This window comes from Citrobacter sp. Cpo037, assembly GCF_030332945.1.
GTDB lineage: Bacteria > Pseudomonadota > Gammaproteobacteria > Enterobacterales > Enterobacteriaceae > Citrobacter > Citrobacter portucalensis.
Map to the genome: position 1 here is coordinate 1 of NZ_JAOWGW010000007.1, position 15014 is coordinate 15014.

Annotated in this window: 14 protein-coding genes and 1 pseudogene; 4 read left to right on the plus strand and 11 right to left on the minus strand. The window is 49.7% G+C overall.

Annotated elements, in window-relative coordinates; genetic code table 11:
• Positions 1 to 77 precede the first annotated feature (77 nt).
• The 5 genes and pseudogenes from OGX94_RS00050 to apbC form a co-directional block, all read right to left on the minus strand.
• A pseudogene (locus OGX94_RS00050) lies at positions 78 to 1805 on the minus strand (fimbrial biogenesis outer membrane usher protein); the annotation flags it as partial.
• Positions 1806 to 1817: 12 nt separating this feature from the next.
• Positions 1818 to 2501 carry a fimbria/pilus periplasmic chaperone gene (locus OGX94_RS00055; protein ID WP_257661818.1) on the minus strand — a complete coding sequence of 228 codons (684 nt, stop codon included), beginning with the start codon at positions 2499 to 2501 and terminating at the stop codon, positions 1818 to 1820.
• A gap of 52 nt (positions 2502 to 2553) precedes the next feature.
• Positions 2554 to 3108 carry a fimbrial protein gene (locus tag OGX94_RS00060; protein ID WP_257661817.1) on the minus strand — a complete coding sequence of 185 codons (555 nt, stop codon included), beginning with the start codon at positions 3106 to 3108 and terminating at the stop codon, positions 2554 to 2556.
• Between the two features lie 284 nt (positions 3109 to 3392).
• The gene (locus OGX94_RS00065) at positions 3393 to 3674 is read right to left on the minus strand and encodes a DUF2574 family protein (RefSeq protein ID WP_257661816.1); all 282 of its coding nucleotides are present in this window, start codon (positions 3672 to 3674) and stop codon (positions 3393 to 3395) included.
• A 265-nt stretch (positions 3675 to 3939) separates the two neighbouring features.
• A complete protein-coding gene (gene apbC / locus OGX94_RS00070) occupies positions 3940 to 5049 on the minus strand; it encodes an iron-sulfur cluster carrier protein ApbC (protein WP_043016929.1) in 1110 nt (369 codons plus the stop codon).
• 164 nt (positions 5050 to 5213) lie between these two features.
• On the opposite strand from apbC, the gene metG reads away from it, so the two are divergent.
• Positions 5214 to 7247 (plus strand): methionine--tRNA ligase, encoded by a 2034-nt coding sequence (metG, locus tag OGX94_RS00075; RefSeq protein WP_003834451.1) that lies wholly within the window; start codon positions 5214 to 5216, stop codon positions 7245 to 7247.
• 205 nt (positions 7248 to 7452) lie between these two features.
• Positions 7453 to 7911: a YehR family lipoprotein gene (locus tag OGX94_RS00080; RefSeq protein WP_125112583.1), complete on the plus strand. Its 459-nt coding sequence runs from the start codon at positions 7453 to 7455 to the stop codon at positions 7909 to 7911.
• 43 nt (positions 7912 to 7954) lie between these two features.
• Here the strand turns inward: OGX94_RS00080 and OGX94_RS00085 are convergent, their stop codons facing one another.
• From OGX94_RS00085 to OGX94_RS00095, 3 genes are read right to left on the minus strand one after another with little or no spacing between them, the layout of a single operon-like run.
• Positions 7955 to 8425: a YehS family protein gene (locus tag OGX94_RS00085; RefSeq protein WP_003834454.1), complete on the minus strand. Its 471-nt coding sequence runs from the start codon at positions 8423 to 8425 to the stop codon at positions 7955 to 7957.
• A gap of 46 nt (positions 8426 to 8471) precedes the next feature.
• A complete protein-coding gene (gene btsR, locus OGX94_RS00090) occupies positions 8472 to 9191 on the minus strand; it encodes a two-component system response regulator BtsR (protein WP_003840155.1) in 720 nt (239 codons plus the stop codon).
• On the minus strand, positions 9188 to 10873 hold the full coding sequence (locus OGX94_RS00095) for a sensor histidine kinase (protein ID WP_003834458.1): 1686 nt from the start codon (positions 10871 to 10873) through the stop codon (positions 9188 to 9190). The genes btsR and OGX94_RS00095 overlap by 4 nt, the downstream gene beginning before the upstream one ends.
• Before the next feature lie 225 nt (positions 10874 to 11098).
• Here OGX94_RS00095 and mlrA point away from each other — a divergent pair, with 225 nt between their 5' ends.
• Positions 11099 to 11830 (plus strand): HTH-type transcriptional regulator MlrA, encoded by a 732-nt coding sequence (mlrA, locus tag OGX94_RS00100; RefSeq protein ID WP_003027351.1) that lies wholly within the window; start codon positions 11099 to 11101, stop codon positions 11828 to 11830.
• 259 nt (positions 11831 to 12089) lie between these two features.
• Positions 12090 to 12197, plus strand: a complete 108-nt coding sequence (locus OGX94_RS00105; RefSeq protein ID WP_003027354.1) for a protein YohO — start codon at positions 12090 to 12092, stop codon at positions 12195 to 12197.
• Here the strand turns inward: OGX94_RS00105 and OGX94_RS00110 are convergent.
• The 3 genes from OGX94_RS00110 to OGX94_RS00120 are packed head-to-tail and all read right to left on the minus strand — an operon-like array spanning position 12178 to position 14999.
• The gene (locus OGX94_RS00110) at positions 12178 to 12909 is read right to left on the minus strand and encodes an ABC transporter permease (RefSeq protein WP_257661815.1); all 732 of its coding nucleotides are present in this window, start codon (positions 12907 to 12909) and stop codon (positions 12178 to 12180) included. The two genes, OGX94_RS00105 and OGX94_RS00110, sit on opposite strands and share 20 nt — an antisense overlap.
• Positions 12893 to 13840, minus strand: coding sequence for an ABC transporter ATP-binding protein (locus OGX94_RS00115; RefSeq protein WP_257661814.1), 948 nt, complete (start codon positions 13838 to 13840; stop codon positions 12893 to 12895). Before OGX94_RS00115 ends, OGX94_RS00110 begins: the two co-directional genes overlap by 17 nt.
• Positions 13833 to 14999 carry an ABC transporter permease gene (locus tag OGX94_RS00120; RefSeq protein WP_277401776.1) on the minus strand — a complete coding sequence of 389 codons (1167 nt, stop codon included), beginning with the start codon at positions 14997 to 14999 and terminating at the stop codon, positions 13833 to 13835. The genes OGX94_RS00115 and OGX94_RS00120 overlap by 8 nt, the downstream gene beginning before the upstream one ends.
• Positions 15000 to 15014 lie beyond the last annotated feature (15 nt).

A 15014-nucleotide genomic window follows, 5' to 3' on the forward strand; every position in this document is an offset into this window, starting at 1 on the left:
GGCTCATGATGTCCCTCTGGGATGCGCTCCGGATGAATATGATGATCTCATATCAGGAACTTGTTCGCACCTTCCTTAGACACATACAAATGTCTGCGCGGAGCGCTAATATCATCTCCCCAGTCAAACGGAATGGAGATAAAGATGTTAAAACGTTTATCTTCGTGATGATCTTCATCGTAAGTCTGACTAGCTGAAAAGGTATAGCTAATCCGTTGCCAGCTATTGGAATAACTCAGTTGATAATCTTTGCTGCTACCGCTACGCCCCCAGTAATCTCGCCACAGCGTACTGAGCGAGAATGAACCCCAGCCTTGCGGCAGAGACTGGCTGACGTTGGCCGAAAAACTGTTCTTACGACCAAAATCATTCTGATAATAATCTGCAATGTCATACACATCGTTTTCATCACGACGGTAGCTATTTTTGTTATTGGCCCAGACATGATCGTTAAACGTGCGATAGTCTTTTGAAGAGTAGCGATACGCCGCTAAGCCAAAACGGGTGGCGGTTTGCGTCAAATACTTGTTATAGGCAATCTGGTAGCTCTGCCCGTCAAACACATCACCGCTATCCTGCTTACTGTGGGACTGTGTTGCATCAACGGAAATCGCGCCAATACGCGTATTCCAGCCGGTACCCAACGTAAACGCATTGTAGTTATCCGCCAGCATGGTACCGCCGTACAGCGTTAACAGATTATTCAGCCCGTACTGATAGCTCATCTGTGCAAAGTCGGTCTGGTTACTGGCGCCTTCGATATGGCTACGCCCGGCGGCAAAATCATATTTTGAGACACCCGGCTGCAACATATTGGGCACCGCAGCATAGGGCACCAGATAGGTTGTTACCGATCCGTCCGCCTCTTTGATACTGACGTCAAGATCCGCACCGCCACCAGCCAACTGCAAATCAGCAATTGAGAACGGGCCAGGCGGAACCTCTTTTTGGTAAACCACAAAGCCGTTCTGTTCGATGGTGACCAACGCATTGCTTTGCGCAATCCCCTGAACCAGCGGCGTAAAATTCTGCTTTGAGTTTGGCAGCATCTGCATATCGCGATACAACCGTACGCCACGAAAGCGCACAGCATCAAAAATATCTGATGAGGTATACATATCCCCGGCACGCAGAGTGCCCAAAATTTGCGGGATGCCGCGTTCCAGATACAGGGTGTTGCTTTTCCACTCCCCGCTGCTGTCATCGGTTTTGTTATAGCTGGCATCAGAATGCAGCTGCCAGCCCAGCAGGTTTAACCCACTGGTAAAACGCGCATAGGTACTTTTGCTGTTACCAGAATCCTTATAGTCGCTGTAATACTGACTGGCATAATAGGAAGTATAGAAAGCATTGATGCCACGATCCCAATTCTCAGGAGGAACATACCCTTGCTCAAGTTCATCGACAAACGCCTGCGGAACGCTGAGATCCAGACGAAACGTGCCGATATTCCAGGCATAACTGCCCCCTTGCACCACCTGCTTTAGGGTTGGGCATTCATTCTGCTTGTCCAATGCTTGTATATTTATCCCCAGACGCGTTAATGCATCGCGGGATAGACAGGTGTCATCCGGATTATCCTTAACAGTAATATCATACTTACCACGCCACTGTTTATTGACGTAGATGTCAATATCATATTGGCCTGGCAGGGGTTGATTATCATCGAGGCGAAAATCAGAAACTTTCTCACCCTTCATTCCACCCATCATAAAATTTGTATCAAACGTTTCTTCTGCGGCATGGGCATCAATGCCAAGTAGCAACAGTAATACCGCCGAAGCAATCGGAGTCATCCTTAACATAACCAGCTCCTGTTATTTTAGGCTGACGTTATGGCTAATATAATTACCGTGATCGTCAATAATAGTCATTTTATACTGATTGGCATTAGCAATTTTTAATGCCACGTCTGTGCTGGAGAGCGGTGCAAGCATAATACTTTCGTTATTAATTTTAACATTATTAGCTTTTACTTCCGTCACCGTGACCCAGTTAGCGGCATCATTCTTAATGGAATAAATACTACCGCTACGTTTCATGGAAAGTTTCTGAAATGTACCTCTATTAACTGGGGCAATTCCTTTAGGCCGATAGAATAATTTAATGCGATTCTGCATTGCAAATTTCAATACATTTTTACCAGTACTGTCTGGATTGTTTGGTGGAATATCCAGTACATTAAGATAAAACAAACTTTCTTTGTTATCTGGCAACATATTCGGCATTTTTTTAATTTTCAACTGCTGACCAGAGTCCGCTGCTATCTTAGCCACCGGAGGAGTAAGCATAAAGGGTACGTGAACTTTTTCCGGTGGTAACGATGTATCTCCATCATCAATCCATGACTGTACCAGTGAAGACCGCACCCCCTGATTCATCAATTGAACCAATACTTCTTTTTTTTCTGCCGGGTAGATAACGCGAGTGCCATAAATCACTATACCAGCATGGACGGGGTGCGTAGATGCAATTAATAAAGCCGTTAGAATCCATTTCATTTCGCGTTCGTCCTTTTTAATGAATTGCCGGTGAAGACACCGGCATAGAAATTTAGTCTGCAGAAACGGAAATGGTTAAAACCGAAGACAATGTCCCTGCGGTTACCGGGATATCAGAATTAAGACGAGCATATTTTGCTTTGAAATCCAGAGTATACTCAATTCCATCATCGGTTTCTATTGCTGTAAGCTCATTTTTTAGATTACTCTCTTCAGCATCTGTAATTTGCTTATCACCCAATGCTAAATTAAAACCAACACCGTTTGCATCACCAGACGTTTTATTCAGAACTCCGGATGTAAATTGTGCACCAGTAATTCTTACAGTATTTAATTCTGTACCTACTGGACACACAATAACCATTGGTGTTGAATCATCATCCCTCTTTTCGTCTCCTACGGTAGCACCAGTAGACAAACCAGAAAAACGTGAAGCATCAATATTTGGCAGTGTAATAGTGCTTTTCGCATCGCTATTTTTAAAATAACAGGAACTATTTTCCACCGTACCATTGATGGTTAACGTGCCAATTTCATTGGCAGCAAAAGCCCCAGCACTCATAAATACAGTAGACAGTACAGCAGCAGAAATAATTGAACGTTTCATAGTATCTTCCTTAATTAAGTAATTTCTATTTATTAAGAGTTGTTATCTCTTGAAATTAAATTCGCACAACAAAAACGTTATCGCAATGTGAACACGTTGTTTTGTTGATTTAAAACAAGTTACTAATTGCAATATAATTGCAACAAATAAGTGAAGATAAACACTATTTATATATTTAATAAATTAGCGTTATTAATTGTCGTTTTTATTTGCTGGGGAAATAAAAAAGCACCCATCATTCATATAAATGATGAGTGCTTAATATAAACACTGAGATTCTTAGTTTAATCGTAACGGTTTAACACTATCTGTCGCATAGAACCCCCTGGTACAGAAACGATCTCGGTCACGACGCCCCTCGCTGGAACAGGATCCACATGACTGACATTTGAAAGATGAAGAGATTGACCGCATTTCTGTTGAACGTTGTTATTCACGACGTCAGCACTACAGGTTGGTTCAACGACTCGCCCACTGATTGTTAAGGTCGCAGTATCGGAAGCGAAGGTAGGGGCGCTCATTCCATAAGTCAGAGCTATAATTCCCATCAGTAAACTTTTTTTCATTTTAATCGTTATTCCTGTGGTTAGCATCAAATAGCATACAGAGGACCTGTTCAGCAGATTATGGGCATAACACCCTATTTGAACCAATTGAAATTGTAGATTAATGAGATAGATTTGATCAACTATAATGATGCATCGAGGTGATTTATTCGGAAAAAGGCATGAATTATAAACGCAGAATGAACAATATCGTAAGATTTTTAAATTTAATATATTCACCGCATCAATAATACATTGATACGGTGAATATCTGTAATGCTATAAATTACACCGCGCGGAAGGCAATCTCGCCCGGAATAACTTCTCCTTGCCAGTAGAGCTGTGCAGCCACTCGTCCTGCCAGGTCGCGGTAAATAGCAGTAAATTCGCTATCAGGACGGCTGATCACCGTCGGCGTACCACGATCGAGGTCCTCACGCAGAGAAATATGCAGCGGCATCTGTCCCAGCAGTTGAGTGTGATACTGTTCCGCCAACTTCTGTGCCCCACCGGTACCGAAGATCGGTTCATGGTGACCGCAGTTGCTGCAAATATGCATACTCATATTCTCAACAATACCCAGTACCGGCACTTCGACTTTTTCGAACATCACGATGCCCTTTTTCGCATCGATCAGCGCGATGTCCTGCGGCGTAGTGACAACAACCGCGCCCGTTACCGGAATGTTCTGCGCCAGCGTCAGCTGGATGTCACCGGTGCCCGGCGGCATATCCAGTACCAGATAATCAAGATCCGGCCATAAGGTTTCCTGCAACATCTGCAGCAGCGCTTTACTGGCCATCGGGCCGCGCCATACCATTGCGTTATCGTCAGTGACCAGATAACCAATGGAATTCGTTGCCAGACCATGAGACATGATCGGTGCCATGTGGGTACCATCTGGCGAGGTTGGACGCTGGTTTTCCGCGCCAAGCATTGTCGGGATAGACGGACCATAAATATCGGCGTCCAGAATCCCCACCTTCGCCCCTTCTGCAGCCAGCGCCAGCGCCAGGTTCACGGCGGTAGAGGATTTACCCACACCACCCTTACCTGAACTGACGGCGATGATGTTTTTCACACCATTAATACCCGGCTGGTTTTTCACGCGTTTCAGCGTCGCGATGTTATGCGACAGTTTCCAGTCGATCGCTTTCGCACCGGTAATACGCAGCAGATCGGCGCTACATTGCTCTTTTAATTCCTCAAACGCGCTATGCCAGACAAACGGCATGACCAGCTCAACGTGCAACGTGTCATCCATCCAGGCGACGTGGTGCAACGCTTTAAGCGTCGTCAGATTATGCTTCAGGGTTGAATGCTGAAAATTCGCCAGCGTCCCGGCAACCATGGCGCGCAGGGTCTCTGGTGATTTGGCCTGGGATTGTGCGTTCATCCCGACTCCTTTTTGTTGTTCTGAATATACAATAGTCACCAGGTAGTTTACTCCAACCGCAACAATTATTCATTTACGGATAAATGCCCTTATCGCTTGGCGCAGTAATTACCATTTTGGTACTATCAAAGCCCTTTTCACTACAAAAGAAGTAATTGCCCACTATGACTCAAGTCGCGAAGAAAATTCTGGTAACGTGCGCGCTGCCGTACGCCAACGGCTCAATCCACCTCGGCCATATGCTGGAGCACATCCAGGCTGATGTCTGGGTCCGTTACCAGCGAATGCGCGGCCACCAGGTTAACTTCATCTGCGCGGACGACGCACACGGTACGCCAATCATGCTGAAAGCACAGCAGCTTGGGATCACGCCAGAGCAGATGATCGGTGAAATGAGTCAGGAGCATCAGACTGATTTTGCAGGTTTTGACATCAGCTACGACAACTACCACTCGACGCACAGCGAAGAGAACCGTGAGTTGTCTGAGCTGATTTATACTCGCCTGAAGGAGAACGGTTTTATTAAGAACCGCACAATCTCCCAGCTTTACGATCCGGAAAAAGGCATGTTCCTGCCGGACCGTTTCGTTAAAGGCACCTGCCCGAAATGTAAGTCTCCGGATCAGTACGGCGATAACTGTGAAGTCTGCGGCGCAACCTACAGCCCGACCGAACTTATCGAGCCGAAATCCGTCGTGTCTGGCGCAACGCCGGTGATGCGTGACTCCGAACACTTCTTCTTTGATCTGCCGTCATTCAGCGAAATGCTGCAGGCGTGGACACGCAGCGGCGCGTTACAGGAGCAGGTCGCCAACAAAATGCAGGAATGGTTCGAATCCGGCCTGCAACAGTGGGATATCTCTCGCGATTCCCCGTACTTCGGTTTTGAAATCCCGAATGCGCCTGGCAAGTACTTCTATGTCTGGCTGGACGCGCCAATTGGCTATATGGGTTCATTCAAAAACCTGTGCGATAAGCGCGGTGACACCACCAGTTTTGACGAATACTGGAAGAAAGATTCCGACGCCGAGCTATATCACTTCATCGGTAAAGATATCGTTTACTTCCACAGCCTGTTCTGGCCTGCCATGCTGGAAGGCAGCAACTTCCGTAAGCCGACCAACCTGTTTGTACACGGTTATGTGACGGTGAACGGCGCGAAGATGTCCAAATCTCGCGGCACCTTCATTAAGGCCAGCACCTGGCTGAAGCACTTCGATGCCGACAGCCTGCGCTACTACTACACCGCGAAGCTTTCTTCACGTATTGATGACATCGACCTAAACCTGGAAGACTTTGTCCAGCGCGTTAACGCCGATATCGTCAACAAAGTAGTCAACCTGGCATCCCGTAACGCCGGCTTTATTGCTAAGCGTTTTGACGGCGTTCTGGCGGCTGAGCTGGCCGACCCGGCGCTGTATAAAACCTTCACCGACGCCGCAGCGGTGATTGGCGAAGCATGGGAAAGCCGCGAATTTGGTAAAGCGATCCGTGAAATCATGGCGCTGGCCGACGTGGCAAACCGCTACGTTGACGAACAGGCACCGTGGGTCGTGGCCAAACAGGAAGGCCGCGATGCCGACCTGCAGGCGATCTGCTCTATGGGTATCAACCTGTTCCGCGTGCTGATGACCTACCTGAAACCGGTTCTGCCAACGCTTGCTGAACGTGTTGAAGCTTTCCTGAACAGCGAACTGAGCTGGGATGCCATTGAGCAGCCACTGCTCGGCCACAAGGTCAACACCTTTAAAGCGCTCTACAATCGTATCGACATGAAACAAGTTGAAGCGCTGGTTGAAGCGTCGAAAGAAGAAGTGAAAGCAGCAGCTGCACCGGTTACCGGCCCGCTGGCTGATGACCCGATTCAGGAAACCATCACCTTTGACGATTTCGCCAAAGTTGACCTGCGCGTAGCGCTGATTGAAAACGCCGAGTTCGTGGAAGGTTCCGACAAACTGCTGCGTCTGACGCTGGATCTCGGTGGTGAGAAACGTAACGTCTTCTCTGGTATTCGTTCTGCGTATCCAGATCCGCAGGTCCTGATTGGCCGCCAGACCATTATGGTTGCCAACCTGGCTCCTCGTAAGATGCGCTTCGGCATTTCCGAAGGGATGGTGATGGCCGCAGGTCCTGGCGGGAAAGATATCTTCCTGTTAAGCCCGGATGAAGGTGCAAAACCAGGCCAACAGGTGAAGTAAATCAAACATCTCAAGCGCTGCAACTGCAGCGCTTTTTTTTGCTACGCAAGTGCTTCCTCTAATCTCAACCCCTGCTCCATTTTCGGACTGCTTCGTTGTTAATATTAGATTTATTCTATACTGCTCTGGTATCAAGGTAGTCTGAGCTCACCAGATTCGTGGACGTTATTATTTAACATCCGATATTCATGAAATGGAGTTTTACATGAAAGCGTTACAAAAATTATTTTTTCTCGCCGTGGCATCGATTGTGGTTTTTTCCCTGGCGGGATGTGGTGATAAAGAAGAGACAAAAACATTCAATGCCAACCTTAATGGTTCTGATATCACCGTCTCTTACACCTATAAAGGTGATAAAGTCCTGAAGCAAATCTCCGAAAGTAAAATTAGCTATGCGTCAGTCGGTGCCAGCAATAAAGAGGAGGCAGCAAAAGTATTCGACGCATTAAGCGCCAAATATCAAAACATTACTGGCATAGAAGAAAAACTCACCTATTCAGATACCTACGCGCAAGAAAATGTCACTATCGATATGGAAAAAGTTGATATAAAAGCGTTGCAGGCTATTTCAGGGATGAAGCTATCTGAAAACGCCGATAAAAACATCAGCATGAAGCAAATGCAAACGGTAATGGAATCGGCGGGTTTTAAAGAAGTGAAGTAAACCATCGGCGACCCGATGTTAATCGGCGTCGCCCATTTTTTCTTTATGGCTTCGCGTTATGTACCCGTGATGTCAAACCACGCAGAAAATAACGCAGGAACTGATCGCCGCATTCGCGATAGTTCTTATGATCAGGTGCACGCATCATGGCGGTAATTTCCGGCATCGACACACGGAATTTCTGCTCGGTCATAATAGCCAGAATATCGTCGGTTTTCAGCGAAAAAGCGATACGCAGCTTTTTCAGCACCGTATTGTTATTAACACGACGCTCCAGCGCCAGTTCCGGTGCAGAATCATCTTTACCACGCAGATGATAAATCAGGCCGTTTAAAAAACCGGAGAGAATGATATCCGGGCAACGAACAAACCCTGCTTCATCTTCTTTTGTCATCCAGGTATCGAAACCTGCGGAGGTGGATTCCATGTCAGCGAGCGCAAGAATACGCACCATGTCGTTATTGTTCGCTTTTAGGGTGTAGCGCAGGCTACGAAGAATATCGTTACTTAGCATAGAGCCTTCAACTGTCGGTGATGCAATGGCGCGCAGTGTATCAGTTTTACAGTCCAATCGCCTCTTTTAGACTTTTAAGATAACGACGACTCACCGGAACGGTCAGTCCGTTACGCAAAATCAGTTCCGCCTGACCGTTGTCTTCCAGACGGATCTCCTGCAATTGCGCCATATTCACCAGATATTGCCGATGACAACGCAGCAGAGGAGTACGGCTCTCCAGCGTCCTGAGCGTCAACTCAGTGAAGCCTTCTTTACCATCGCTGCTCGTCACATACACACCACTCATGCGACTGCTGATAAACGCCACATCATCCATTTGCAGCAAATAAATCCGACTATGGCCGCTGCACGGAATAAACTTCAGTGCCTGCTGATTTTCTGGTAGCAGTGATACATCCTGCTTGGTGCGCTCCTGACGCAAACGGATCAGCGTTTTTTCCAGCCGTGCTTCTTCAATCGGCTTGAGCAGATAATCAAACGCATGTTCTTCGAAGGCTTTCACCGCATACTCATCAAAGGCGGTCAGAAAAACAATGTATGGACGATGCTCAGGATCAAGCATACCAACCATTTCCAGGCCGCTGATTCGCGGCATCTGAATATCAAGGAACAGAACATCCGGACGCAATTTATGCACCGCGCCAATGGCTTCCACCGCATTCGAACATTCACCGACAATCTCGATGTCGCTTTGCTCTTGCAACAGGATCCGCAGATTCTCCCGGGCTAACGGTTCGTCATCGACAATCAGCACTTTGATCATGCCAGTTCCTCCAGAGGAAGTCGTAAAGTGATTCGGGTAAAGCGGTCAGGTTCACACGCTACGCTGATGCCAAAATCATCGCCAAACCGCTCGCGCAGTCGTTTATCGACCAGATTCATACCCAGTCCACTGGCTTCTGAGGTTGGCTGATACAGCCCAGCATTGTCTTCAATATCCAGCATCAGATATTGCCCTTCGCGACGGGCGGTAATCGATACTTCACCGGTATCCAGTAACTGAGAAGTGCCGTGTTTGATGGCATTCTCCACGATGGGCTGCAGAGTAAAGGCGGGTAATTGCTGATGCGAAAGTTCTTCTGGCACCGTCAAGGTCACCTGAAGACGCGACTGGAATCGTGCCTTTTCAATTTGCAGATAAGCATTAACGTGTTCAATTTCATCGGCCAGCGTCACAATTTCCGACGGGCGTTTTAAATTTTTACGAAAGAACGTCGACAGATACTGCACCAGTTGGCTGGCCTGCTCGCTATCGCGTCGGATCACAGCTTTGATGGTGTTAAGTGCATTAAACAGAAAATGGGGATTGACCTGGGCGTGCAGGAGTTTTATTTCCGACTGCGTGAGCATCGCTTTTTGCCGCTCATACTGCCCGGCCAGAATCTGTGCCGAAAGCAGTTGGGCGATCCCTTCCCCCAGCGTACGGTTGATCGAACTAAAGAGGCGGTTTTTGGCTTCATACAGTTTGATGGTCCCCATTACCCGCTGGTTTTCACCTCGCAGAGGGATCACCAGCGTCGAGCCTAATTTGCATTGCGGGTGCAAAGAGCAACGGTAAGGAACTTCATTCCCATCGGCATACACCACCTCTCCGGTTTCAATCGCGCGTTGGGTATATGACGATGAAATAGGTTTTCCGGGTAGATGGTGATCGTCGCCAATACCGGTAAATGCCAGCAGTTTCTCACGATCGGTAATCGCCACCGCACCGATATCCAGCTCTTCATACAGCACCTGAGCAACCTTCATGCTGTTAACCTCGTTGAACCCCTGGCGTAAAATACCTTCCGTTGAGGCGGCAACTTTGAGTGCTGTGGCGGAAAAAGCGGAGGTATATTTTTCAAACATCGCCCGTTTATCGAGCAAAATACGCATAAACAAGGCGGCGCCCACGGTATTGGTTACCATCATAGGTGCGGCAATATTGCTGACCAACCGAAACGCATCGTCAAACGGACGGGCAATTAATAAGATGATCAGCATCTGCACCAGTTCGGCGACAAAGGTAATCGCCCCCGCAGTCAGCGGACTAAAGACTTTATCCGTACGACCACGACGGGTGAGCACGCTGTGCACCAGCCCGCCGAGCAACCCTTCCACAATGGTCGAGATCATGCAGCTAAGCGCTGTCATCCCACCCATAGAATAACGATGCAAACCGCCGGTAAGACCAACTAAGCCACCGACCACCGGGCCGCCAAGCAGCCCGCCCATCACCGCGCCAATAGCGCGAGTGTTAGCAATAGAGTCATCGATATGCAGCCCGAAATAGGTGCCTAAAATGCAGAAAATGGAAAAAGTAACATAGCAAAGCAGTTTATGCGGGAGTCGGATAGTCACCTGCATCAGCGGGATAAACAAACGCGTTTTGCTCATGAGCCACGCGATAACGAGGAACACACACATCTGCTGAAGCAGCAGCAACACCAGATTAAACTCGTACATACCCGCCAACCACACATCACTTAAAAGCGCGTAACATACATGGGCTGCGTGTAACTTTCTTTGAAGTGTTGCAAAAAAAGACGAATTTGTGAGAACGATCACTCGAAAGCGCGAGCATGGTTACAAACTCACCCATTCATAGATCAAAAAACAGACAAAACTACCTGGTTCGCAAAAGAGCGTCTAAAGTAAAACTGGGACCTCGCGAGCAAGAGTGAGACGACGATGGCGCTTTACACAATAGGTGAAGTGGCTTTGCTTTGTGATATCAACCCTGTCACTTTACGCGCGTGGCAGAGGCGTTACGGATTACTTAAACCGCAGCGGACAGACGGCGGGCATCGCCTGTTTAACGATGCGGATATTGACCGGATCCGCGAGATAAAACGCTGGATAAACAACGGTGTCCAGGTCAGCAAGGTTAAAATGTTGCTCAGCAATGAGAGCATTGATGTGCATAACGGTTGGCGTGAACAACAAGAGACGCTGTTGAGCTATTTGCAAAGTAATAATCTGCATAGCCTCAGACTATGGATCAAAGAGCGTGGCCAGGATTATCCCGCACAAACGCTCAACACCCATTTGTTCATTCCGTTACGCCGACGTCTGCAATGCCAACAGCCGATCCTGCAGGCGTTACTGGGGATCCTCGACGGCGTACTGATCAACTACATCGCGATTTGTCTGGCCTCAGCACGTAAGAAACAGGGGAAAGATGCTCTGGTGGTTGGCTGGAACATTCAGGATACGACCCGCTTATGGCTGGAAGGTTGGGTCGCCAGCCAGCAGGGATGGCGCATTGACGTCCTTGCCCATTCGCTGAACCAACTGCGACCGGAGCTGTTTGAAGGTCGCACCTTGCTTGTCTGGTGCGGCGAAAACCAAACGCCCGCTCAGCAGCAACAGCTGAATGAATGGCGCGCGTTAGGTCACGATATTTATCCACTCGGTATTTAGAGCCTGGCCCATTAGGGCTATTTTGCTTGCCATTTCGAACCAGGGCAGTACTCAGACAACACTCAGAGAGTTTTGAACGCCCTTTAGGGCGGCCCGGAGGGTGAGCGTAGCGAATAATCCTCACGTACTACGTGTACGCTCCGGTTCTTCCGCGCTGGCCGTGTTCAAACTGTCTGCGCCAATAACACCTACTGAGATAGGCTCTTAATATTCTATTAACAAACGTGTACAATCCTTGAATTCACATAAGGAGTGCATAATGAGCGCAGCTAAAATCGGTGTCATTACCCTCTTCCTGCTGATGGCCATCGGCGGTATCGGCGGTGTCATGCTGGCAGGCTATACCTTTATTTTACGTGCCGGGTAAGATGTCTCGCTAATTTCTCAAACCCGCGGTCAACAATTACCGCCGCCAGCGCGACCAGCAGCGCCCCCTGAATCACATAGGCGGTATTGAACCCACTCAGCCCGATAATAATCGGCGTACCCAGCGTGTTCGCCCCAACGGTTGAGGCGATGGTTGCGGTGCCGATATTAATAATCACCGACGTGCGAATCCCGGCCAGAATCACCGGGGCCGCCAGCGGCAACTCGACTTTACGCAGCCGCTGCCCCTGACTCATGCCCATTCCGCTGGCAATATCCATCACGCTGGGTGAAATTCCGCCGAGTCCCGCCAGCGTTGCCTGCAAGATCGGTAATACGCCATACAGGATCAACGCGATAATTGCCGGTTCAGGACCAAATCCCATCACCGGTACGGCGATCGCCAGCACAGCAACTGGCGGAAAGGTCTGTCCCACGGCGGCGATGGTTTCCACCATGGGCCTGAATTCCGCGCCCCAGGACCGGGTTACCGCTATACCGGCCCCGGTGCCAATAAGTACGGCAATCAGGCTTGAAATCCCCACCAGGCCAAAATGGCTCAGTGCCAGCACCGCAAAACTTTCCTGCTGATACACGGGACGCGGTAGCGCCGGAAATAGCGCACTGAACAAGGCCTGACTATGAGACAACCCAACTAACAGGACCAGAAACAGGACAATAAGCCATAACAACGGATCAGCAAGACGTTTCACGGGTCGGCATCTCCGAAAGCAAATCACGAAAATGAAGCGTCCCGCAGGACACCCCCTGCGGGGTCACGACCGGCAAGACGTCGCAACCGCGCGCTACGAACACCGACAACGCATCACGCAGCGTCATTTCATCTACCAACGGTTCACCGGCGGTGTGTTCACCGCGACGGATAAAATCCCCTACCGTGCGAAGCGACAACAGACGTACGCCCAGTTCACTACGGCCAAAGAATGTTTGCACGAATTCGTTCGCCGGTGCAGTCAGCATCGACAGCGGCGTGCCTTGCTGTACTACCTTTCCTGCATCCATCAGAACCAGATGCTCCGCCAGCCTTAGCGCCTCGTCGATATCATGCGTCACCAGCACAATGGTACGCCCGAGCAGACGATGAATACGCGTCATCTCCTGCTGCAGCGCACCGCGGGTGACCGGATCCAGCGCGCCAAAAGGCTCATCCATCAGCAGTACCTGCGGATCTGCCGCCAAGGCACGCGCCACGCCGACCCGCTGCTGTTGCCCGCCAGACAGCTGATGCGGATAACGATGGCGCAAACTTTCCTCAAGACCCAGCAGCGCCATCAGTTCGTCTGTTCGGTCATCAATATGTGAACGCGACCACTTTTGTAGCTGCGGCACCGTGGCGATGTTCTGCGCGACGGTCCAGTGGGGAAACAAGCCAATAGACTGAATCGCGTATCCCATGCGCCGCCTTAACTCCAGCACCGGCAGGCTGCGGATCTCTTCCCCGGCAAAGCGAATCTGTCCGCTGTCATGTTCAACCAGCCGATTGATCATTTTCAGCGTGGTGGATTTCCCGGAACCTGACGTGCCAATTAACACCGAAAAGCTGCCCTCCCCCAACCGCAGATTAAGGTCGTCAACGGCTGTTTGCTGACCATAGGTTTTACTGACATGGCGAAATTCAATCATTGTTTGTTACCTTCAACAGCGCGAGCCCTAAATCAAACAGCGCATCAATCAATACCGCCAGTACCACAACCGGGATCACGCCCAGCAACACTAAATCGACGGCGCTACTGAGCAATCCCTGAAAGACCAGCGCGCCAAATCCCCCTGCGCCAATCAGCGCAGCGATTACCGCCATTCCCACCGTTTGCACCATCACCACCCGCAAACTGCGCAAGAAGACCGGCAGCGCCAGTGGAAACTGCACCGAGACAAATCGCTGGAAAGTGCTCATCCCCATCGCTCGGGCGCTTTCCAGCACATCGCGTGGAACCTGATGCAATCCAGCTACTACGCCGCGCACCAGCGGTAACAGCGCATACAGCACCAACGCAATAAGCGCAGGCGTCAGGCCGGTTCCGGCGACGCCGAGTGAACCCAGCAAGGGAAAATGCTTCACCAGCCCGGCAAGGGGCGCAATCAACAGGCCAAACAGCGCGACGGAGGGAATGGTTTGGATGATATTCAGTACTGCAAAAACCGGTCCCTGACGGGCGACAGAGAAAGCACACCAGATGCCCAGTGGTACGCCAATCACGAGTGCGGGCACCACGGTAGCGAACAGAATTGTCAGATGTTGTGCCAGGGCGTCGTTAAAAACATCCTGGCGGTTGGCATACTCTTTAAGAAGGGAAAGATCGTTAAACGTGCCGGAGAACAAAAGCACCAGCGGCAAAATAAACATTTGCGCGTGCAACAGCCAGCGCCATGACGCCTGTTCGGTGATGCGACGAATGGCGTCACTGGCGGCCAGCAGCATTAGTCCTAGCCCCAACCAGAACCCGCTGCCCAGGCTGGTTCTGGCCAGTGGACTTCCCGTCTGGGCCAGATACGTTGCCGTTGTTCCTGCGGTTACCAGCGCAGCAATAACCAGCAACTGGCTAATAACAAGCGTCAATATATTGCCGGGCTTTCCCGGTACAAAGCACAGAAGAAACAGCAGTAAACAGGCAACTGCCAATCCCCACGCCATGTCGGGCCGGATATCCCAGAGTTGGCGCCCCTCACCGGAGACCAGGCGATTAGGCGCATAGCTAATGAAAGGCAGCGCTGCCGCCGCGAAGGTAAGAAGTACCAGTAACAACAGCACCCGATTAACTGAAATCTTTGACAAAACACCCACCTGCTGCAAACTCCG

Coding starts and splice junctions, on each gene's coding strand:
- mlrA (WP_003027351.1), top strand. CDS start 11,099: ATGGCGCTTTACACAATAGGTGAAGTGGCTTTGCTTTGTGATATCAAC.
- OGX94_RS00115 (WP_257661814.1), bottom strand. CDS start 13,840: ATGATTGAATTTCGCCATGTCAGTAAAACCTATGGTCAGCAAACAGCC.
- OGX94_RS00095 (WP_003834458.1), bottom strand. CDS start 10,873: ATGTACGAGTTTAATCTGGTGTTGCTGCTGCTTCAGCAGATGTGTGTG.
- metG (WP_003834451.1), top strand. CDS start 5,214: ATGACTCAAGTCGCGAAGAAAATTCTGGTAACGTGCGCGCTGCCGTAC.
- apbC (WP_043016929.1), bottom strand. CDS start 5,049: ATGAACGCACAATCCCAGGCCAAATCACCAGAGACCCTGCGCGCCATG.
- OGX94_RS00105 (WP_003027354.1), top strand. CDS start 12,090: ATGAGCGCAGCTAAAATCGGTGTCATTACCCTCTTCCTGCTGATGGCC.
- OGX94_RS00055 (WP_257661818.1), bottom strand. CDS start 2,501: ATGAAATGGATTCTAACGGCTTTATTAATTGCATCTACGCACCCCGTC.
- OGX94_RS00085 (WP_003834454.1), bottom strand. CDS start 8,425: ATGCTAAGTAACGATATTCTTCGTAGCCTGCGCTACACCCTAAAAGCG.
- OGX94_RS00060 (WP_257661817.1), bottom strand. CDS start 3,108: ATGAAACGTTCAATTATTTCTGCTGCTGTACTGTCTACTGTATTTATG.
- OGX94_RS00080 (WP_125112583.1), top strand. CDS start 7,453: ATGAAAGCGTTACAAAAATTATTTTTTCTCGCCGTGGCATCGATTGTG.
- btsR (WP_003840155.1), bottom strand. CDS start 9,191: ATGATCAAAGTGCTGATTGTCGATGACGAACCGTTAGCCCGGGAGAAT.
- OGX94_RS00065 (WP_257661816.1), bottom strand. CDS start 3,674: ATGAAAAAAAGTTTACTGATGGGAATTATAGCTCTGACTTATGGAATG.